Consider the following 17750-nt stretch of genomic DNA (forward strand, 5'->3'; position numbering starts at 1 on the left):
ACACCAGTGTAGCCTGATCAATTTTCACCGGCGCAGCCGGTGCCATATACCTGGTAGTCCAGCACGTGTTCGCGGCCCTGGTGGTCCAGGTAGTGGAGACGTGCGGGGACTATGCCGCACTGGCCGTAGGTATCGGTGCTTGACAGTACTTTGTCCACATCCAGGTGTACGAAAAAACCGGTCTTGTCGTGGATGACGGGGTCTGCGGCAAACACAGAGCCGGTGGTCAGCAAAGCGGCAAGACTCAGGATAAGCAGTTTCATGGCGGTGTCTCTCTTAAAGGGGGGGGGCTGCCCAGTCGTGACAGTGAGTTCACAGTAACCAGGCATCCCGAACACACGACCAACAGGTTGATGACAAGTTTGTAATCAAGCGGTTATTGCTGGCGCAGAACAAGAGCGTTTGTTTGCAGGCCTCAAGCGGGACGAAGCGCCGGGAGCGTTTACAAGTATTGATGTGATCCGTAGATTGCTTCGGGCCGATTAGTTGTTACCGATCACGAGGAAGCCACGCAGTGTCCATCCGAGGTTCAGCCATATTCACCCGTCGCTATCGCGCCTTTCTATTCGATATGGATGGGACCCTGCTCAATTCCATCGCCGCTGCCGAGCGGGTGTGGAGTATTTGGGCCGAACGCCACGGCCTGGATGTGACGGCTTTTCTGACCACCATTCACGGTGCTCGCGCGATCGATACCATCACTCGCCAGGCATTGCCCGGCGTTGATCCTGAGGTTGAGGCTCAGTGGATTACCGAGGCTGAGCTCAATGATGTCGAAGGGGTCATAGCGATTCCCGGTGCCGTTGCATTTCTGAACAGCCTGCCGGGCGATCAATGGGCGCTGGTGACGTCCGCGCCCAAGGAGCTGGCGTTGCGTCGACTGCGAGCGGCAGGTATTGCGCCCCCGGCAGTGCTGGTCACAGCTGAAGATGTCGCCGTCGGCAAGCCGGACCCAGCCTGTTATGTGTTGGGCGCGCAGCGCCTGGGCGTGTCGGTGCAGGATTGTCTGGTGTTTGAAGATGCGACGGTCGGCATCCGTGCGGGAGAAGCCGCAGGGACGGATGTGATGGTCGTGACCGCTACACACCTTGAACCCATGGTCACCTCGCATCCTTCGATTGACGGATATGAGCAGTTACAGGCCAGGCGCGCGGCCGATGGTTTGTTGTACTTGCTGTACGGAGTGGGCTGATACGAAAAGAATCGAGCCCGCTAGCGCTCTCGGCCTTGCTCTTGATGGGTTGGGTCAGGCGGTGGCTGCATCCGATCATTCCTCATTCCCTGACGTGACATCACCATCTCCCTGAGAATTTCATTGGCCAGTCGGGCGATCGCTTCGGCACCGCGATAATGCGCACGCACGATTCCGGTAATTGCGAAATGGTCGGTTTCCGGGCCGCTGAGTACGGCTGAAAGGGTGCCATCGGCGTGCAACGAGCAGGTGACCCTGTAGCTGGGCAGGCGAGCTGACAGTGCAGATTCGATCTGGGATTTGCTCAGGGTGTCCATCTGCTTCAGCGCCTTTTGGTGACAGTGAAAACCAAAGCATAGGTTGTCTTGCGAGGCTGTAAACACCGGCGATCTAATAGCGCAGAGCTAGCCATCAGCGTGCTGTTTACGAGCAGTCTGTCGACAGAGTTTACGCTGCACCACCTTCTGGATGGGCTTGAGGCAGAACATGAACAGGTAGCCACCCAGCAACAGGGCCAAGTCCAGCCCGGAATGGGTATCGGTGGCGTCGGCGCCTTCGATTTCAAGTCTCAAGCCATATTCCAGTCCTATGAAGACCAGCCCTATCAGCAGGGCGATCATCCAGGCTCTGAATGCAAATGGCGGCGTGGTGGTGGGCCTCATCGACGTACTCCTTGGCGCACACGGATGGCAAGGTGTGAGTCAGATGATTCGGCCGCGAATGAAGCGACAAGTTCCTGCATGAACACAGTTTCATCTTGCGGCGACAATTAAGTCATTGGCGACGCCGATCACGCTACACAGACAAAAGCAGTTCGAAGGGGTTTTCGCCAGCCGTTACAGTGAACGAAAGGGCTGGCTACTGAGGGCGCTTCAAGGCGTCTGGTTTTTATCCGGGGCAGTCAGTCCGGCCTGGATGCGCTGATAGATCTCCTCGCGGTGCACCGCGACATTCTTGGGGGCGTTGATGCCGATTCGTACTTGCTGGCCGCTGACGCCCAGGATGGTGATCGTGATGTCATCACCGATGTTTATGCTTTCACCGACTTTGCGGGTGAGTATAAGCATGGACTTCTCCTTGATTACTTTTAAGGACACATGTTTCAGACAGGGCAGGTGTCGGATGTGTGTAGCTTACTGCTAAGCGCTTCCCTGTGGCTGCCTCTTTTAGGACGCATAGAGGCGACATTAATTCCCATGGCGGCATCATACAGGTCTGCGATACATCATTCGCATTGTTTAAGCCAACGTTTATGACGGCCAGAATAGACAGTGAATGATAAAGTCGCCTATTTATCCTTAAAGGAGCAGGGCTGTGCGTAAAGTAGCGATGGCAATTGCGGTGTTGGCATTGGCCGGTTGCGGTGAAGGTAAAAGCGTCGATGCCCCCAGGGTCAAGCCTGCCGTGACCGAAAGCCAGCCACAAGCCGGCGCGATTGCTGCTCAGGAGTGGGATGTGCGGGTGGGCCCGCCCGATCACAAGTTGCAGGCGATCACTGACCTAACGGCCTGGTTGCTGGAACATGGGTTCAATTTTTACATCGTGAAGACGGACGGCAAGGACGAAGTGCTGTTGGGGCCGTTCGCAACCAAGGAGCAGGCAGAGGCCAAGCAAGCACAACTCACCGAAAAGCTGGCGCGTGCCAAGAAAAATGATACCGAGTCGCAAATCATCGAGCACAAGGCCGCGCAATAGGTTGATGTGCTAGCCCCGGTGCAGGAGCGTTTGCTCGCGAAAGACATCGACGCTAATGCGTTTATCTTGGATGAACGTATCGCTTACGAGTTATTCGCGAGCAATCTCGCTCTTACAGCCCGCAGGCTTTGAGATTTACCGGGCCCACGAATTCATTGCCGCGTCCCATCACGCAGGCCACGGTCTGGTTACGCTGGCGTTCCCATGCCTGCACGGGGTAGGTCTTGTTCCAGGCTTCATACAACTGGCGATCCTGTTTCGACAGGCGCAAGCCGTATTGCTTGCTCATGTAGAAATAAGTTCGCGCGATCATTCCCCGAATGGATGGGCGGGGCATGACCTTCTTGGCTTTGAAGTCCACTTGGGTCAGGCATGAGCCGTACTGCCCGCTTTGCACCGGCAGCCACCCAAAGCTGAAGTTGTTACGGTCGCCATTGACCTCGCCGATGCTTGGCACCAGGTTATGCAGGTCCGCTTCGGCGCGCTTGAACACTTCATCATTGCGTGCGCAGTTCTTGCGTCCACCCTTTTGCCAGCACTGGCGCTGATGTCCGATCTGCCAGGCCGGAACAATGTGCTCCCACTCGATGCGCGCCGCGCGGTTGGGGTTTTTGCGTGGAATGTAGCCACAGGCTTTCAGGTCTACGCGATTGCCTGTGTATTTGCATCCGCAATAGAACTCAGTGGATTGTGGTGCGTAGAGCTTCCAGGCAATTTTTTTCGCTTCGCTGAACGTGCGGGGCGCCTGGGCGTTGGCGGTGAGGGTGAACAGCAGGCAACACACCGCGATAAAACGGACGCTCATTGAATCAATCTTCCTTCGGCACAACCCAGAAAATCTGCACGCCGCCGTCGTCTCGATGGGCGAGTGTGACGTTGTCGTTTTCCGCGATTTCCTCCAGCAAACGTGCCCATTCATCCTCTGGCTCTTCCGGTAAACGGAAGATCAAGGCTGCCTTGGCTTTCTGAGCGTTGGTCGAATTGATGATCTTTTGCACACGAATAGCCAGGCGTTCGTAGGCATCAGGTGGAGTTGGCGTTGCGGAAGAGGACTTTGCCATGGAGTGTTCCTTAATAAGCTGTACGCACATACAGTATTTAACTGTAGGTGATTTCGCAACTACTTAAATTTAAAGAGATTCATCCCACAGCGATTCGGGCAGTTTGGTGTAGGGCGGGGCAGATGGGCTGCAGGAGCGAGCTTGCTCGCGAAAAGCTTGAAGGCGATGGGTTAAACCAGACAGACCGCGTCCTCGTTAACGACCTTCGCGAGCAAGCTCGCTCCTACAAGATGTGGCTAGGAATCAGTATTCCCAGAACATCCGTTGCAACTCTTTGCTGTCCTGGGTCTTGGTCAGGGCGACCATCGCCAGGATGCGAGCTTTCTGCGGGTTCAAGTCGAGGGCGGCTACCCAGTCATACTTGTCGTCAGGCTGTTCGGCATTACGCAGAACCATCCCACCGGCATTTACATGGGAGGAGCGAATGATTTGCACCCCTTGCTTGCGCAGTTCCACCAGTGCGGGTACCACCTTGGACGACACAGAACCATTGCCGGTGCCTGCGTGGATGATGGCTTTGGCGCCAGCCTGGGCCAGGGCCTTGTAGGCGGTATCACTCACGTTGCCATAGCCATAGGCGATTTCGACGTCAGGCAGGCTCTTGATGGTCTTGATGTCAAATTCAGAATCCATGGTATGGCGTTTGGCAGGCAGGCGGAACCAGTAGGATTTGCCTTCAACCACCATGCCCAGCGGGCCCCACGGGCTCTTGAAGGCTTCGGTCTTGATGTTGATCATCTTGCTGACATCACGACCCGACTGGATCTCGTCGTTCATGGTCACGAGTACGCCTTTGCCGCGGGCGTCTTTGCTACCGGCAACGGCCACGGCGTTATACAGGTTGAGCATGCCATCTGCCGACATGGCGGTACCCGGACGCATGGAGCCGACTACAACGATTGGCTTGTCGGTTTTTTCCACCAGGTTCAGGAAGTAGGCGGTCTCTTCCAGGGTATCGGTACCATGGGTGATTACGATGCCATCCACGTCTTTGCTGTCGGCCAGTTCGGCCACGCGGCGACCGAGTTGCAGCAGGTTTTCATTGCTGATGCTTTCGGACGCAATTTGCATCACTTGCTCGCCACGGACATTGGCGATCTGGCTAAGCTCAGGAACACCGGCGATCAATTGGTCGATACCGACTTTCGCCGCCTGATACGTGGCGCTGTTGGCCGCGCTGGCACCGGCACCGGCAATGGTGCCGCCGGTGGCGAGGATCACCACGTTGGATAGTTTGGTTTTGGTTTCGACGTCCTTTGCCTGGGCGGCAACGGGGAACAGCAGCAGGAGGGCTAACGCGCCCGGCACAAAAGTCTTCAGTGCAGATTTCATTATTTTTCTCTCTGGTTTTTGATGAGTGCTGTAGCAGGTTCATCTAGAACACCCGGGCAGTTCTGAATGCCGCGAGGCATAGCGTATGAGCAGGATCTGTACCAGACTGACGGCATTTGTATTTATAAAATAAATTATTGATTTAAAAGGAGTTTATTTGATTTTTTGATGCTGCTCATAAAAGGGGGCGTCCGGCTTTCCGAACATCGGACGACATCGCGTTCGGTTGTCCGAAAAGGATAGCGATCTGGCAGGGGAGGTTACGTCGTGAGGCTGCGAACGGCTGTCGTTTTAGAGAGCGACGGAGGGGAGATGATTAACGATTTCCAATCCAGGCCACGAAAGCAGGGCTGATGGACTTGCATGAAAGGTTGTTTTCTACCGTTGACAAATTTCGACAAGATTCTCATAGTTCGGGTAACGCAAACGTTTGCGAGATGTTTCACTGGATACTGCTGGGGTATCGTGACAGCTCGTATCAGCCACCCGGGTGGGAAGGCTGCCGAAGCACCCTTCGGCGCAAGCGTTGCTCACAATAATCATAAGATCGGAGTGAACCCATGAAGCTGCCATTTGCCGGACGTCTTCTTGTTGTCGCTGTGCTTGCTGCCGCATCCGCCGCCTTACCTGTTTCCTCTGCCTTCGCTGATGATGCTGCCGCCAAACCCAAGGTCGGCCTGGTAATGAAATCCCTTGCCAACGAGTTTTTCGTGACCATGCAGGATGGCGCCAAGGCCTATCAGAAAGACCACGCCGCTGATTTCGACATGATCACCAACGGGATCAAGAACGAAACCGATACCAGCGCCCAGATCGACATCGTCAATCAGATGATTCTTTCCAAGGTCAACGCCATCGTCATCGCGCCTGCTGACTCCAAGGCACTGGTCACTGTCTTGAAGAAAGCCTCCGACGCCGGAATCAAGGTCGTCAATATCGACAACCGCCTGGATCCGGACGTACTCAAAAGCAAGCATCTCGATATTCCCTTCGTAGGCCCAGACAACCGCAAAGGCGCCAAGCTGGTGGGTGATTACCTGGCCAAGCAACTGGCGTCGGGCGACAAAGTCGGCATCATCGAGGGCGTTCCTACCACCACGAACGCGCAGCAGCGCACCGCGGGCTTCAAGGATGCGATGGACGCTGCCGGCATGAAGATCGTTTCTACCCAATCCGGTAACTGGGAAATCGACCAGGGCCAGAAAGTGGCCTCGGCCATGCTGAGCGAATACCCGGACCTCAAGGCGTTGCTGGCCGGAAACGACAACATGGCCTTGGGTGCCGTCTCTGCCATCCGTGCCGCAGGCAAGACCGGTAAAGTCCTGGTGGTGGGCTACGACAACATCGACGCTATCAAGCCGATGCTGAAGGATAAACGCGTTCTGGCGACCGCCGACCAGGCCGCAGCCCGGCAAGCCGTGTTCGGTATTCAGAATGCGCTCAAGCTGGTCAAGGGCGAGAAGGTCGACGCCAAAGATGGCGTGATCGAAACCCCGGTCGAACTCGTCGTCGAAAAGTAATCCTGGCTGCGCCCAACAGCGTCCGCTCGTCCTGAGCGGGCGCCTGGAGATTTTCCTATGTCATCTTCCGCCCCGAACACTGTCCTCTCGGTCAGCGGTATCGGCAAGACTTATGCCCAGCCGGTTCTGTCCGACATCACCCTGACGCTCAATCGTGGGGAAGTGCTGGCGCTCACCGGTGAAAACGGCGCGGGTAAAAGCACGTTGTCGAAGATTATCGGCGGGCTGGTCACGCCGACCGCCGGGCACATGCAATTCAATGGTCAGGATTACCGCCCGGGTAGTCGCACCCAGGCAGAAGAGCTGGGCGTGCGCATGGTCATGCAGGAACTCAACCTGCTGCCGACGCTGACGGTGGCTGAAAACCTGTTCCTGGATAACCTGCCCAGCCATTGCGGTTGGATCAGTCGCAAGCAGTTGCGCAACGCCGCGATCGAGGCCATGGCCCAGGTCGGCCTGGATGCAATCGATCCCGACACCTTGGTCGGCAGTCTTGGGATCGGCCATCAGCAAATGGTCGAGATCGCCCGTAACCTGATCGGCGACTGCCACGTCCTGATCCTCGACGAACCCACGGCCATGCTGACCGCACGTGAAGTCGAGATGCTGTTTGAGCAAATCACCCGCTTGCAAGCCCGGGGCGTGGCGATTGTTTATATTTCGCATCGGCTTGAAGAGTTGGCCCGTGTCGCCCAGCGCATAGCGGTACTGCGGGACGGCAAACTGGTCTGCGTCGAGCCGATGGCCAATTACAACAGCGAGCAACTGGTGACCTTGATGGTCGGTCGCGAGCTGGGTGAGCACATTGACTTGGGCCCGCGCACCATCGGTGGTCCGGCCCTCACGGTAAAAGGGCTGACCCGTGGGGACAAAGTCCGCGACGTATCCTTTGAAGTGCGCGCCGGAGAAATCTATGGAATTTCCGGGCTGATCGGCGCCGGTCGCACTGAGTTGCTGCGCCTGATCTTCGGTGCCGACCCGGCCGACAGCGGCACCGTGGCCCTCGGCTCGCCGGCCCAAGTGGTGAGCATTCGCTCGCCGGTAGACGCCGTCGGCCATGGTATCGCCCTGATCACCGAGGACCGCAAGGGTGAAGGCCTGCTGCTGACCCAATCCATCAGCGCGAATATCGCCTTGGGCAACATGCCGGAAATCTCCGGCGGCGGCGTAGTCAACAGCCGCGATGAAACCGCTTTGGCCAAGCGCCAGATTGATGCCATGCGTATCCGCAGTTCCAGTCCGGCGCAACTTGTATCGGAGCTGTCCGGCGGCAACCAGCAGAAAGTGGTGATTGGCCGTTGGCTGGAGCGCGACTGTTCGGTGATGTTGTTCGACGAGCCCACCCGTGGTATCGACGTCGGTGCCAAATTTGACATTTATGCCTTGCTCGGTGAATTGACCCGCCAGGGCAAGGCGCTGGTGGTGGTATCGAGCGACCTGCGTGAACTCATGTTGATCTGCGACCGCATCGGTGTGCTGTCCGCCGGGCGCCTGATCGAGACCTTCGAGCGCGACAGCTGGACCCAGGACGAATTGCTCGCCGCCGCCTTTGCCGGTTATCAGAAACGTGATGCGCTGCTCAATGACGCAGTGCTTAGGGATACCCCATGAAAACAACAACTTCCCCCGGTAAAACTGGCGGCAACTTCTATGGCCTGGGTACCTACCTCGGCCTGGCGGGTGCGTTGCTGGCGATGATTGCGCTGTTCTCGGTACTCAGCGATCACTTTCTGTCCTATGACACCTTCAGCACCCTGGCCAACCAGATTCCGGACCTCATGGTGCTGGCGGTCGGTATGACCTTCATCCTGATCATCGGCGGTATCGACCTGTCGGTGGGATCGGTGCTGGCGCTGGCGGCCTCCGCGGTCAGCGTGGCGATCCTCGGCTGGGGCTGGAGCGTTTTGCCGGCGGCTGTGCTTGGCATGGCCTGCGCGGCGCTGGCCGGTACGATTACGGGTTCGATCACTGTGGCTTGGCGGATTCCGTCGTTCATCGTGTCCCTCGGAGTATTGGAAATGGCCCGTGGCGTGGCCTACCAGATGACGGGCTCGCGCACCGCCTATATCGGTGACTCCTTTGCCTGGCTGTCCAACCCGATTGCCTTCGGTATTTCGCCTTCGTTCATTATTGCCTTGCTGGTGATCGTCATCGCCCAACTGGTGTTGACCCGCACGGTGTTCGGCCGTTACCTGATCGGTATCGGCACCAATGAAGAGGCGGTGCGCCTGGCGGGGATCAACCCCAAACCATACAAAATCCTGGTGTTCAGCCTGATGGGCCTGTTGGCGGGCGTGGCAGCGTTGTTCCAGATTTCGCGCCTGGAAGCGGCGGACCCTAACGCCGGCTCTGGCCTGGAGCTGCAAGTGATCGCAGCTGTGGTGATCGGTGGAACCAGCCTGATGGGGGGGCGCGGTTCAGTAATCAGCACCTTCTTTGGCGTGTTGATTATCTCGGTACTGGCCGCCGGTCTGGCACAGATCGGTGCCACGGAACCCACGAAGCGCATCATCACCGGTGCTGTGATCGTGATCGCCGTGGTCCTCGATACTTACCGCAGCCAGCGCGCCAGTCGGCGAGGTTGACCCATGGCAACGATCAAAGATGTGGCAGCGCTCGCGGGCATTTCCTACACCACCGTGTCCCACGTGGTGAACAAAACGCGTCCGGTCAGCGAGCCGGTACGGGTCAAAGTGGAAGCGGCGATCAAACAGCTCGACTACGTGCCCAGTGCGGTTGCTCGCTCGCTCAAGGCGAAGACCACGGCCACCATCGGTCTGCTGGTGCCCAATAGCCTCAACCCGTATTTCGCGGAGCTGGCCCGGGGTATCGAGGATTACTGCGAGCGTAACGGCTACTGCGTGATCCTTTGCAACTCCGACGACAACGCTGAAAAGCAGCGCAGCTATTTGCGGGTGTTGCTTGAGAAGCGCGTCGATGGCTTGATCGTGACCTCGGTAGGCGGCGATGACAGTGGTCTTGCCGCCGGCTTGAGCGCGGTGCGCACGCCCATGGTCATCGTCGACCGTGCGCTCGATGGCATTGATGTCGACCTGGTGCGCATCGATCACGAGCAGGGCGCTTACCTCGCGACTCGGCACTTGCTCGAACTCGGCCACCGCGACATTGCCTGCATCGGCGGCCCCAGCCGCACTCGTGTAGCGCAGATGCGGCTGGCGGGTTATCAGCGTGCATTGCGCGAGGCGGGCGTTGAGGTGGCGGTCAATCGTACCGAAGAAAGCGACTTCACCAGCACGGGTGGTTATGCCGCCGCGGTGAAGTTGCTGTCGGAAAGCCCGCCCAGCGCGATTTTCGCCAGCAACGACATGATTGGTTTCGGCGTATTGCGCGCGGCAGCGGAGCGCAATATCCGCGTGCCAGCCGAGTTGTCGGTGATCGGTTTCGATGACATTCAAATGGGCCGCTACGTCTACCCAGCGTTGACCACGGTCGGACAATCGATCGTGCAGTTGGGTGAGACGGCGGCTGAGCTTTTACTGCGACGAATCGCAACCCCCCAACTGCCGATCGATCAACGCATCGTGACGCCGAGCATTGTGTTGCGTGAGTCGACGGCGCCAGTCGCCGGCACGTTCGCTCAATACCGCTGAACCGAATTGATGAGTACTGATGTATGCCCGCAAAAGTAGTGGTAGTAGGCAGCTTGAACATGGACCTGGTTACCCGCGCCAGCCGACTGCCGCGCGCCGGTGAAACCTTGATCGGCCAGACGTTCACCACCGTGCCCGGCGGCAAGGGCGCCAACCAGGCCGTGGCGTCGGCGCGGCTGGGGGCTGATGTATCGATGATCGGCTGCGTCGGCACCGACGCGTATGGCATCCAACTACGTGACGCGTTACTGGTGGAAGGCATCGATTGCCGGGCAGTCAGTACCGTGGAGGGTTCCAGTGGCGTGGCGTTGATCGTGGTGGATGACACCAGCCAGAACGCCATTGTGATCGTCGCCGGCAGCAATGGCGAGCTGACGCCAGCCTCGCTGCAGGCATTTGATACGGTGTTGCAGGCCGCCAACGTGATCGTCTGCCAGTTGGAGGTGCCAATGGCCACCGTGGGATATGCCCTCAAGCGCGGTCGTGAACTGGGCAAGACGGTAATCCTCAATCCGGCTCCGGCCAGCGCGCCACTGCCCGCCGAATGGTACGCCTCGATCGATTACTTGATCCCCAACGAAAGTGAAGCCGGCGCATTGAGCGGTGTGACGGTCGACTCCCTTGACAGCGCCAGGCTCGCCGCGACTCGGTTGATCCAGGCCGGTGCTGGCAAAGTCATCATCACCTTGGGACCGCAAGGCGTGCTGTTTAGCGATGGCCTGGTGTTCGAGCACTTGGTGGCGCCCAAGGTCAAGGCGGTGGATACCACGGCAGCCGGCGATACGTTTGTCGGGGGCTTTGCCGCCGCCTTGGCCAACGGCGAAAGCGAGGCCGAGGCCATTCGTTTTGGACAGGTCGCGGCAGCGCTGTCGGTGACCCGTGCCGGCGCACAACCCTCCATTCCTACGCTCCACGACGTACAAGGTTTTGTACCTTCATGAAAAAGACCCCGCTGCTCAATATCGCCCTGTCGCGCGTGATCGCTTCCCTGGGGCACGGCGACATCCTGGTGATCGGCGATGCCGGCTTGCCCGTGCCGCCCGGCGTCGAGTTGATCGACCTGGCGCTGACCCAGGGCATCCCCGATTTCATCAGTACGTTGCGCGTTGTGCTCAGTGAAATGCAGGTGGAAAGCCATGTGCTGGCCGAAGAAATCTTGCTCAAGCAGCCGCCAGCGCTGAGTGCGCTCGATACCCTTACAGAGCAGGCTGCGGTGGGTGAGCGGCGGCTGGTCAGCCATGAGGCATTCAAGCAGCTCAGTTGCAAGGCGCGCGCGGTGGTGCGCACGGGTGAGTGCCAGCCTTACTGCAATATCGCGCTGGTGTCCGGCGTAACGTTTTAGCGTTCTCAATGACAAGGAGTGTTTTATGCGACGTGGTCTCCCCGCCCTGAAAAATCTGTTCCGGAGTGTTCTGCTTTTGTCCGCGCTCACTGCTGCAAGCGCCCAAGCGGCGGAAAAGATCGACCTGATCATCGATACCGATCCTGGTGCTGACGATGTGGTGGCTTTGTTGTTTGCCATGGCCTCGCCTGAGGAACTGAACATTCGTGCGCTGACTACCGTGGCCGGTAATGTGCGTCTGGACAAGACGTCCCGTAACGCACGGCTGGCCCGCGAATGGGCGGAGCGCGAGGATATTCCAGTGTATGCCGGTGCGCCCAAGCCGATTCTGCGTATGCCGATCTATGCTGAAAATATCCACGGTAAGGAAGGCATTTCCGGGGTCACCGTGCACGAACCCAAAAAGGGCCTGGCCGAAGGCAATGCCATTGACTACCTGATCAAGACCCTGAGCACTGCCAAACCCCATAGCATCACCATCGCCATGCTCGGTCCGCAGACCAATCTGGCACTGGCACTGACCCAGGCACCGGAAATCACCCAAGGCATCAAGGAAGTGGTGGTGATGGGCGGTGCGCACTTCAATGGCGGCAATATCACGCCAGTGGCAGAGTTCAATCTGTTCGCCGACCCGATTGCCGCTGAGATTGTGCTCAAGAGTGGCGTCAAGTTGACCTATCTACCTTTGGACGTGACCCACAAGGTACTGACCAGCGAGGCACGCCTGAAGCGGATCGCCGACCTCAATAGCAACGCGAGCAAGGTCGTCGGCGATATTCTTAACGAGTACGTCAGGGGCGATATGGCGCACTACGGCCTTCCCGGGGGCCGGTGCACGATGCCACCGTCGTTGCCTACCTGCTCAAGCCTTCGCTGTTCAGCGGACGTGAAGTCAATGTGGTCGTGGACAGCCGTGAAGGCCCGACCTTCGGCCAGACCATCGTCGATTGGTACGACGGCCTGAAACAACCGAAGAACGCGTTCTGGGTTGAGAGCGGCGACGCCCAGGGCTTCTTCGATTTGCTGACCGAGCGCCTGGCGCGTTTGAAATAATGCCTGATCTGGGCGTCGCTCGCCGGCCGGTTCTTATCCGCGCGCGGGGTTGTGTGCGCCCGGATGGTTAGCCGGGTATTTCTCGAATACCTGGCCGATGAATGCTTGTGCCGCTTGAGTGCCCAGTTCTTTGACCAGTAGGTCGATTCCGATGATCGCCAATTCCTCAGGGCTTCCCGGGCTGTAGGAACTTTGTCCTTGGGGCCACTTGGCTTTGATGTCGGCTTGGAGCGTTACGGTGGCCATGAATGTCTCGCGGGTCTGAAAGTGCTTGGCAGTGCGCTGGAGCGCGGTTCTAACCGGCGCAGTTAACCATTTTGCGCGGCATTTGGCACTGCTACTTAGGCATGAAGCAGGGGCTGTGCGACACTGTCGACCTGTTTAATTGCTGGGGAGTACCGCGTGCAGATCGATTTGAACAACCCCGAGAATCTGACCCTGGCCGCCGTGCGCCAGCTGATCGCCAGCGCCAGTGATGACGAACATACCCAATTGCGGGTGACCAAAAGTGGCATCGCCTACATATCCTCCGGGACAGCGGTGGGCGGCGTGGACATCGACGGGCTGTTGTTTCGCCTGGAAACCTGGGCCAAAGGTTCTGGTTATGTGGGGAATGTGGCTGCCAGTGACGAGGTCTGGGTCACGCAGATTTTCAATGCGCTGAAGCAGAACTGGCCGAAGCCGCCGTTTGACTACATCGACATCTACTGAGGGCGTTCATATCTGGTCACGATTGACCGGGCGAATGCCTGTCTAGACTCAGGCAGACTTGGGCTGCGACGGTTTACGTCTTGAAACCAATCTGTCTGACCGCTGTCGCACGATCTCTGTCCATTTTTATCATAGGAGGCTTCATGCCTTGGAAGCTCGCATCATTCGGTACTTTGTTGGCAGCACTCGCATTGGCGGGTTGCAGCACCCCGGGTACCTCTGAGCCAGCCAAAGATGCCGGCGTAACCGATGCCGGTCATCGCCGCTGTGAGGCAAAGGCCGCCGAGTTCACGATCGGCCAGAAGGCCTCGCCCCAGTTGCTTGAGCAGGCTCGCACGCGCGCCGGTGCGCAAAATGCACGCATCCTCAAGCCCAACGATATGATCACCCTCGAATACCGCTCCGACCGCCTGAACTTGAACACGGACGACAACCTGGTGATCACGCGGGTCAACTGCGGCTGATAGCCAACTGGCTTTTGTCCCGGCCATAAAAAACCCCGTCACATGGACGGGGTTTTTTTAGCTCAGCGGAGAATTACTCGCCGCGAACCTGTGCAGCTTGCATACCCTTTTGGCCTTTCTCAGCCACGAAGGAAACGGTTTGGCCTTCTTTCAGGCTTTTGAAACCGTCGCTTTCGATAGCTTTGAAGTGTACGAACAGGTCGTCACCGCCACCTTGAGGAGTGATGAAGCCGAAGCCTTTTTCATCGTTGAACCATTTAACGGTGCCGGTTTGGCGATTAGACATGGTGTATCTCCAAGAAACATATATTTTCAGTAGTGCTGTGCTGCTCAGGCCAACTGGGCACACCGGGCTATCATAGTCGAAATGTTCGACTTGGGAGCCCCCCCAAGGCATTGTTTGCTGATCAACAACGTTGCCTTTAGTGCTCTGGCTGGCTGAAAGCCCCGTGCTACGGGGCTCTAGCACGAAATATCAACTGGTAAAAAAAGCCGTAAAAGCTGCGTAATTTGTGAGAAATGGCAGTTTTCAGGCTGTTTTTTTAGCAAAAATGCCGCCTGATCAGGGGGGCGATCTTATTTTTTCTTCACGACCTTGCAGGACGAAATAGCCGCGACCGCTTTGTTTTTAAGCTGCGGGCTGGCGTTCTGGTTGGTCATCAGGTCCTTGATTTCGGCTGTGCTCAATTCAGCGTTGATTTTGTTCGCGCCACATTCGCAATGCTCTTTGGCGGTTTTGACGTCCACGTTCTGGCTGGCGGCGGAAGTGCAGTCTTTGACGAAGTTGTCGCGGGCACCGGCAGGCCAGTTGGAGGGGGCTGCTGCCTGTGCGCAAACGGAAAGGAGGGTCAGGGAGGCGGCGAGAGCGAGGGTAGAGGTAAAGCGCATCATGGGATGCTCCTATGGGTCGAGGACGAACGGCAATTCTCGATGTGTTTGAGGTATTGCGTACAGCTCAAGTTCACTTTTGCGGCGATAACGGCTGGATTTTCTCATTACATAAACGCGAGCCGGCGCGGTGACCGTTCATCTGTGCTAGCATCTTCCACCTGGCTATTTCCCGGCGCGCCATTTGCCGCCCTGCCAGGTTTCTTTTTGTCCACTCCAGTCACTCTGGTTCGATTATCGGTTGGCCGAAAGGCTCCTGCCGCTGTAAGGCAGGCGTTCATCACTGAACGGCCTGGTGTTGGATCTTGTACTGGCTCATCCCAACCCACGTGACCTTTGGTAGGGGTCACCACTAGGAGAGGAGGCGCCATGCCAACTATTACTCTTCCCGATGGCAGTCAACGTTCATTCGATCATCCGGTTTCCGTAGCCGAGGTCGCCGCATCCATTGGTGCTGGCCTGGCCAAGGCCACTGTGGCCGGCAAGGTCGACGGCAAGCTGGTTGATGCCAGCGATCTGATCACCGCCGATGCCAGCCTGCAGATCATCACGCCCAAGGATCAAGAGGGGCTGGAGATCATTCGCCACTCTTGCGCACATCTGATTGGCCATGCGGTCAAGCAACTGTATCCGACAGCTAAGATGGTGATCGGCCCGGTCATTGACGAGGGCTTCTATTACGACATCGCTTACGAGCGTCCTTTTACTCCGGATGACCTGGCCGCGATCGAGCAGCGCATGCACGCGTTGATCGAAAAAGATTATGACGTGATCAAGAAGGTCACACCGCGCGCCGAAGTGATCGACGTGTTCACCGCTCGTGGCGAAGACTACAAGCTGCGCCTGGTGGAAGACATGCCGGACGAGCAGGCCATGGGCCTGTACTACCACGAAGAATACGTCGACATGTGCCGTGGCCCGCACGTGCCGAACACGCGTTTCCTCAAGTCGTTCAAGTTGACCAAGCTGTCCGGCGCCTACTGGCGCGGCGATGCGAAGAACGAGCAACTGCAGCGGATCTACGGTACTGCCTGGGCTGATAAGAAGCAGTTGGCGGCTTACGTCCAACGCATCGAAGAAGCCGAGAAACGCGACCACCGCAAGATCGGCAAGCGCCTGAACCTGTTCCACCTTCAGGAAGAAGCGCCGGGCATGGTGTTCTGGCACCCGAATGGCTGGACCCTGTATCAGGTGCTTGAGCAGTACATGCGCAAGGTTCAGCGCGAGAACGGCTACTTGGAGGTCAAGACTCCCCAGGTCGTTGACCGCAGCCTGTGGGAGAAATCCGGGCACTGGGCCAACTACGCCGACAACATGTTCACTACCCAGTCGGAAAACCGCGACTACGCCATCAAGCCGATGAACTGCCCTTGCCACGTACAGGTGTTCAACCAAGGCCTGAAGAGCTACCGCGAGTTGCCGATGCGCCTGGCCGAGTTTGGAGCCTGCCACCGTAACGAGCCGTCGGGTGCGCTGCACGGCATCATGCGCGTGCGCGGCTTCACTCAGGACGATGCCCACATTTTCTGCACCGAAGAGCAGATGCAGGCCGAATCCGCCGCGTTCATCAAGCTGACCATGGACGTTTATCGCGATTTCGGCTTTACCGAAGTCGAAATGAAGCTGTCCACTCGTCCGGAAAAACGCGTCGGTTCCGACGAGTTGTGGGATCGCGCAGAAGCAGCACTGGCCGCGGCGCTAGATAGCGCGGGCCTTGCGTACGACCTGCAGCCGGGTGAGGGCGCCTTTTACGGGCCTAAAATCGAATTTTCGCTGAAAGATTGTCTTGGTCGTGTCTGGCAATGTGGTACTTTGCAGCTCGATTTTAACCTGCCGATCCGTCTGGGAGCCGAATACGTCTCCGAAGACAACAGCCGTAAACACCCGGTTATGCTGCACCGGGCGATCCTCGGCTCGTTCGAACGGTTCGTCGGTATCCTGATCGAGCACTACGAGGGCGCATTCCCCGCGTGGTTGGCTCCGACTCAGGCGGTGATCATGAATATCACTGATAAACAGGCCGATTTTGCTGCTGAAGTTGAAAAAACTCTCAACGAAAGCGGATTTCGTGCCAAGTCCGACTTGAGAAATGAAAAGATCGGCTTTAAAATCCGCGAGCATACTTTGCTCAAGGTTCCCTATCTTTTGGTTATCGGAGATCGGGAAGTCGAGATGCAGACTGTCGCTGTGCGTACTCGTGAAGGTGCTGACCTGGGCTCGATGCCCGTCGCCCAGTTCGCTGAGTTCCTCGCGCAAGCGGTTTCCCGGCGTGGTCGCCCAGATTCGGAGTAATTATTATTAAGCGTGAAATGAGACAAGATAAACGAGCTGCACCGAAAGCCCCGATCAACGAGAATATCTCGGCACGCGAGGTTCGGTTAATTGGCGCTGACGGCGAGCAGATTGGCATCGTCTCGATTGATGAAGCGCTTCGTATCGCTGAAGAGTCCAAATTGGACCTGGTGGAAATTTCCGCCGACGCAGTCCCGCCTGTTTGCCGGGTGATGGACTACGGCAAGTCGATCTTCGAAAAGAAGAAACAGATTGCTGCGGCGAAGAAGAACCAGAAGCAGATTCAAGTAAAAGAAATCAAGTTTCGTCCAGGGACGGAGGAAGGGGATTACCAGGTAAAACTGCGCAACCTGGTACGTTTCCTGAGTGATGGGGACAGGGCCAAGGTATCCTTGCGATTCCGCGGCCGCGAGATGGCCCACCAGGAGCTGGGGATGGAACTCCTCAAGCGGGTTGAAGCTGACCTGCTCGAGTACGGTTCGGTCGAACAGCATCCTAAGATGGAAGGACGCCAGCTGATCATGGTCATCGCCCCGAAAAAGAAGAAGTAATCAACAGGGCACGGCAGGCCTTCTGATTATGTTTATCA

The 17750-nt window shown here is 57.6% G+C and carries 22 protein-coding genes and 1 pseudogene; 13 read left to right on the forward strand and 10 right to left on the reverse strand.

The genetic code is table 11. The features are described from left to right. Positions 1–17: 17 nt before the first annotated feature. Positions 18–263, reverse strand: a complete 246-nt coding sequence (locus BLR63_RS02940; protein ID WP_010567006.1) for a DUF2790 domain-containing protein — start codon at positions 261–263, stop codon at positions 18–20. A 251-nt stretch (positions 264–514) separates the two neighbouring features. On the opposite strand from BLR63_RS02940, the gene BLR63_RS02945 reads away from it, so the two are divergent. Beyond that, positions 515–1192 carry an HAD-IA family hydrolase gene (locus BLR63_RS02945; protein ID WP_010567007.1) on the forward strand — a complete coding sequence of 226 codons (678 nt, stop codon included), beginning with the start codon at positions 515–517 and terminating at the stop codon, positions 1190–1192. A gap of 20 nt (positions 1193–1212) precedes the next feature. Here the strand turns inward: BLR63_RS02945 and BLR63_RS02950 are convergent, their stop codons facing one another. The 3 genes from BLR63_RS02950 to csrA all read right to left on the reverse strand — a co-directional run bounded on the left by BLR63_RS02950 (position 1213) and on the right by csrA (position 2259). Further along, positions 1213–1509 (reverse strand): hypothetical protein, encoded by a 297-nt coding sequence (locus BLR63_RS02950; RefSeq protein WP_010567008.1) that lies wholly within the window; start codon positions 1507–1509, stop codon positions 1213–1215. Positions 1510–1596: 87 nt separating this feature from the next. Next, a complete protein-coding gene (locus tag BLR63_RS02955) occupies positions 1597–1854 on the reverse strand; it encodes a hypothetical protein (RefSeq protein WP_010567009.1) in 258 nt (85 codons plus the stop codon). A 210-nt stretch (positions 1855–2064) separates the two neighbouring features. Then, the gene (csrA, locus tag BLR63_RS02960) at positions 2065–2259 is read right to left on the reverse strand and encodes a carbon storage regulator CsrA (RefSeq protein WP_010567010.1); all 195 of its coding nucleotides are present in this window, start codon (positions 2257–2259) and stop codon (positions 2065–2067) included. Between the two features lie 247 nt (positions 2260–2506). Between csrA and BLR63_RS02965 the strand changes: the two genes are divergently transcribed. Next, positions 2507–2887 (forward strand): hypothetical protein, encoded by a 381-nt coding sequence (locus tag BLR63_RS02965; RefSeq protein ID WP_010567011.1) that lies wholly within the window; start codon positions 2507–2509, stop codon positions 2885–2887. Between the two features lie 112 nt (positions 2888–2999). Here BLR63_RS02965 and BLR63_RS02970 read toward each other — a convergent pair whose 3' ends face one another. The 3 genes from BLR63_RS02970 to BLR63_RS02980 form a co-directional block, all read right to left on the reverse strand. Beyond that, positions 3000–3692 (reverse strand): endonuclease, encoded by a 693-nt coding sequence (locus BLR63_RS02970; RefSeq protein WP_010567012.1) that lies wholly within the window; start codon positions 3690–3692, stop codon positions 3000–3002. A gap of 4 nt (positions 3693–3696) precedes the next feature. Next, complete coding sequence (locus tag BLR63_RS02975) at positions 3697–3948, reverse strand: DUF1654 domain-containing protein (protein ID WP_010567013.1); 252 nt, start codon at positions 3946–3948, stop codon at positions 3697–3699. Positions 3949–4191: 243 nt separating this feature from the next. Beyond that, on the reverse strand, positions 4192–5280 hold the full coding sequence (locus BLR63_RS02980) for an asparaginase (RefSeq protein ID WP_010567014.1): 1089 nt from the start codon (positions 5278–5280) through the stop codon (positions 4192–4194). A gap of 560 nt (positions 5281–5840) precedes the next feature. Here BLR63_RS02980 and BLR63_RS02985 point away from each other — a divergent pair. The 7 genes and pseudogenes from BLR63_RS02985 to BLR63_RS03015 all read left to right on the forward strand — a co-directional run bounded on the left by BLR63_RS02985 (position 5841) and on the right by BLR63_RS03015 (position 12806). Then, positions 5841–6800 (forward strand): sugar ABC transporter substrate-binding protein, encoded by a 960-nt coding sequence (locus BLR63_RS02985; protein ID WP_010567015.1) that lies wholly within the window; start codon positions 5841–5843, stop codon positions 6798–6800. 57 nt (positions 6801–6857) lie between these two features. Then, on the forward strand, positions 6858–8411 hold the full coding sequence (locus BLR63_RS02990) for a sugar ABC transporter ATP-binding protein (RefSeq protein WP_010567016.1): 1554 nt from the start codon (positions 6858–6860) through the stop codon (positions 8409–8411). Continuing rightward, entirely contained in the window at positions 8408–9385 is a 978-nt protein-coding gene (locus BLR63_RS02995; RefSeq protein ID WP_010567017.1) for an ABC transporter permease, read from the forward strand. The genes BLR63_RS02990 and BLR63_RS02995 overlap by 4 nt, the downstream gene beginning before the upstream one ends. A gap of 3 nt (positions 9386–9388) precedes the next feature. Further along, positions 9389–10411 carry a LacI family DNA-binding transcriptional regulator gene (locus BLR63_RS03000; protein WP_010567018.1) on the forward strand — a complete coding sequence of 341 codons (1023 nt, stop codon included), beginning with the start codon at positions 9389–9391 and terminating at the stop codon, positions 10409–10411. Between the two features lie 23 nt (positions 10412–10434). After that, complete coding sequence (gene rbsK, locus BLR63_RS03005) at positions 10435–11352, forward strand: ribokinase (RefSeq protein ID WP_010567019.1); 918 nt, start codon at positions 10435–10437, stop codon at positions 11350–11352. Next, positions 11349–11753, forward strand: coding sequence for a D-ribose pyranase (gene rbsD / locus BLR63_RS03010; RefSeq protein ID WP_010567020.1), 405 nt, complete (start codon positions 11349–11351; stop codon positions 11751–11753). Before rbsK ends, rbsD begins: the two co-directional genes overlap by 4 nt. A 25-nt stretch (positions 11754–11778) precedes the next feature. After that, positions 11779–12806, forward strand: a pseudogene (locus BLR63_RS03015) (nucleoside hydrolase). 33 nt (positions 12807–12839) lie between these two features. On the opposite strand, the gene BLR63_RS03020 reads toward BLR63_RS03015, so the two are convergent. Beyond that, positions 12840–13052: a hypothetical protein gene (locus BLR63_RS03020; RefSeq protein ID WP_010567022.1), complete on the reverse strand. Its 213-nt coding sequence runs from the start codon at positions 13050–13052 to the stop codon at positions 12840–12842. Positions 13053–13208: 156 nt separating this feature from the next. On the opposite strand from BLR63_RS03020, the gene BLR63_RS03025 reads away from it, so the two are divergent. Continuing rightward, on the forward strand, positions 13209–13517 hold the full coding sequence (locus tag BLR63_RS03025; protein ID WP_010567023.1) for a hypothetical protein: 309 nt from the start codon (positions 13209–13211) through the stop codon (positions 13515–13517). 143 nt (positions 13518–13660) lie between these two features. Next, the gene (locus BLR63_RS03030; RefSeq protein WP_010567024.1) at positions 13661–13981 is read left to right on the forward strand and encodes an I78 family peptidase inhibitor; all 321 of its coding nucleotides are present in this window, start codon (positions 13661–13663) and stop codon (positions 13979–13981) included. A gap of 73 nt (positions 13982–14054) precedes the next feature. Here the strand turns inward: BLR63_RS03030 and BLR63_RS03035 are convergent, their stop codons facing one another. Next, complete coding sequence (locus BLR63_RS03035; protein WP_003234260.1) at positions 14055–14267, reverse strand: cold-shock protein; 213 nt, start codon at positions 14265–14267, stop codon at positions 14055–14057. A 290-nt stretch (positions 14268–14557) separates the two neighbouring features. Further along, on the reverse strand, positions 14558–14872 hold the full coding sequence (locus BLR63_RS03040; protein WP_010567025.1) for a hypothetical protein: 315 nt from the start codon (positions 14870–14872) through the stop codon (positions 14558–14560). A gap of 366 nt (positions 14873–15238) precedes the next feature. Between BLR63_RS03040 and thrS the strand changes: the two genes are divergently transcribed. Together thrS and infC are read left to right on the forward strand one after the other, a co-directional pair. Continuing rightward, positions 15239–17161: a threonine--tRNA ligase gene (thrS, locus tag BLR63_RS03045; RefSeq protein WP_010567026.1), complete on the forward strand. Its 1923-nt coding sequence runs from the start codon at positions 15239–15241 to the stop codon at positions 17159–17161. Then, positions 17161–17712 carry a translation initiation factor IF-3 gene (gene infC, locus BLR63_RS03050; RefSeq protein ID WP_169850653.1) on the forward strand — a complete coding sequence of 184 codons (552 nt, stop codon included), beginning with the start codon at positions 17161–17163 and terminating at the stop codon, positions 17710–17712. Before thrS ends, infC begins: the two co-directional genes overlap by 1 nt. Positions 17713–17750: the final 38 nt, after the last annotated feature.

The sequence above is a fragment of the Pseudomonas extremaustralis genome (assembly GCF_900102035.1).
Taxonomy (GTDB): domain Bacteria; phylum Pseudomonadota; class Gammaproteobacteria; order Pseudomonadales; family Pseudomonadaceae; genus Aquipseudomonas; species Aquipseudomonas extremaustralis.

Bases quoted from the DNA above. Each gene is read 5' to 3' on its own strand.
- BLR63_RS02990 (WP_010567016.1), top strand. From the start codon at position 6,858: ATGTCATCTTCCGCCCCGAACACTGTCCTCTCGGTCAGCGGTATCGGC.
- thrS (WP_010567026.1), top strand. From the start codon at position 15,239: ATGCCAACTATTACTCTTCCCGATGGCAGTCAACGTTCATTCGATCAT.
- rbsD (WP_010567020.1), top strand. From the start codon at position 11,349: ATGAAAAAGACCCCGCTGCTCAATATCGCCCTGTCGCGCGTGATCGCT.
- BLR63_RS02940 (WP_010567006.1), bottom strand. From the start codon at position 263: ATGAAACTGCTTATCCTGAGTCTTGCCGCTTTGCTGACCACCGGCTCT.
- BLR63_RS03035 (WP_003234260.1), bottom strand. From the start codon at position 14,267: ATGTCTAATCGCCAAACCGGCACCGTTAAATGGTTCAACGATGAAAAA.
- rbsK (WP_010567019.1), top strand. From the start codon at position 10,435: ATGCCCGCAAAAGTAGTGGTAGTAGGCAGCTTGAACATGGACCTGGTT.
- BLR63_RS02985 (WP_010567015.1), top strand. From the start codon at position 5,841: ATGAAGCTGCCATTTGCCGGACGTCTTCTTGTTGTCGCTGTGCTTGCT.
- BLR63_RS02995 (WP_010567017.1), top strand. From the start codon at position 8,408: ATGAAAACAACAACTTCCCCCGGTAAAACTGGCGGCAACTTCTATGGC.
- BLR63_RS03020 (WP_010567022.1), bottom strand. From the start codon at position 13,052: ATGGCCACCGTAACGCTCCAAGCCGACATCAAAGCCAAGTGGCCCCAA.
- BLR63_RS02970 (WP_010567012.1), bottom strand. From the start codon at position 3,692: ATGAGCGTCCGTTTTATCGCGGTGTGTTGCCTGCTGTTCACCCTCACC.
- BLR63_RS03000 (WP_010567018.1), top strand. From the start codon at position 9,389: ATGGCAACGATCAAAGATGTGGCAGCGCTCGCGGGCATTTCCTACACC.
- BLR63_RS02975 (WP_010567013.1), bottom strand. From the start codon at position 3,948: ATGGCAAAGTCCTCTTCCGCAACGCCAACTCCACCTGATGCCTACGAA.
- BLR63_RS03030 (WP_010567024.1), top strand. From the start codon at position 13,661: ATGCCTTGGAAGCTCGCATCATTCGGTACTTTGTTGGCAGCACTCGCA.
- BLR63_RS02955 (WP_010567009.1), bottom strand. From the start codon at position 1,854: ATGAGGCCCACCACCACGCCGCCATTTGCATTCAGAGCCTGGATGATC.
- BLR63_RS03040 (WP_010567025.1), bottom strand. From the start codon at position 14,872: ATGATGCGCTTTACCTCTACCCTCGCTCTCGCCGCCTCCCTGACCCTC.
- csrA (WP_010567010.1), bottom strand. From the start codon at position 2,259: ATGCTTATACTCACCCGCAAAGTCGGTGAAAGCATAAACATCGGTGAT.
- BLR63_RS02980 (WP_010567014.1), bottom strand. From the start codon at position 5,280: ATGAAATCTGCACTGAAGACTTTTGTGCCGGGCGCGTTAGCCCTCCTG.
- BLR63_RS02950 (WP_010567008.1), bottom strand. From the start codon at position 1,509: ATGGACACCCTGAGCAAATCCCAGATCGAATCTGCACTGTCAGCTCGC.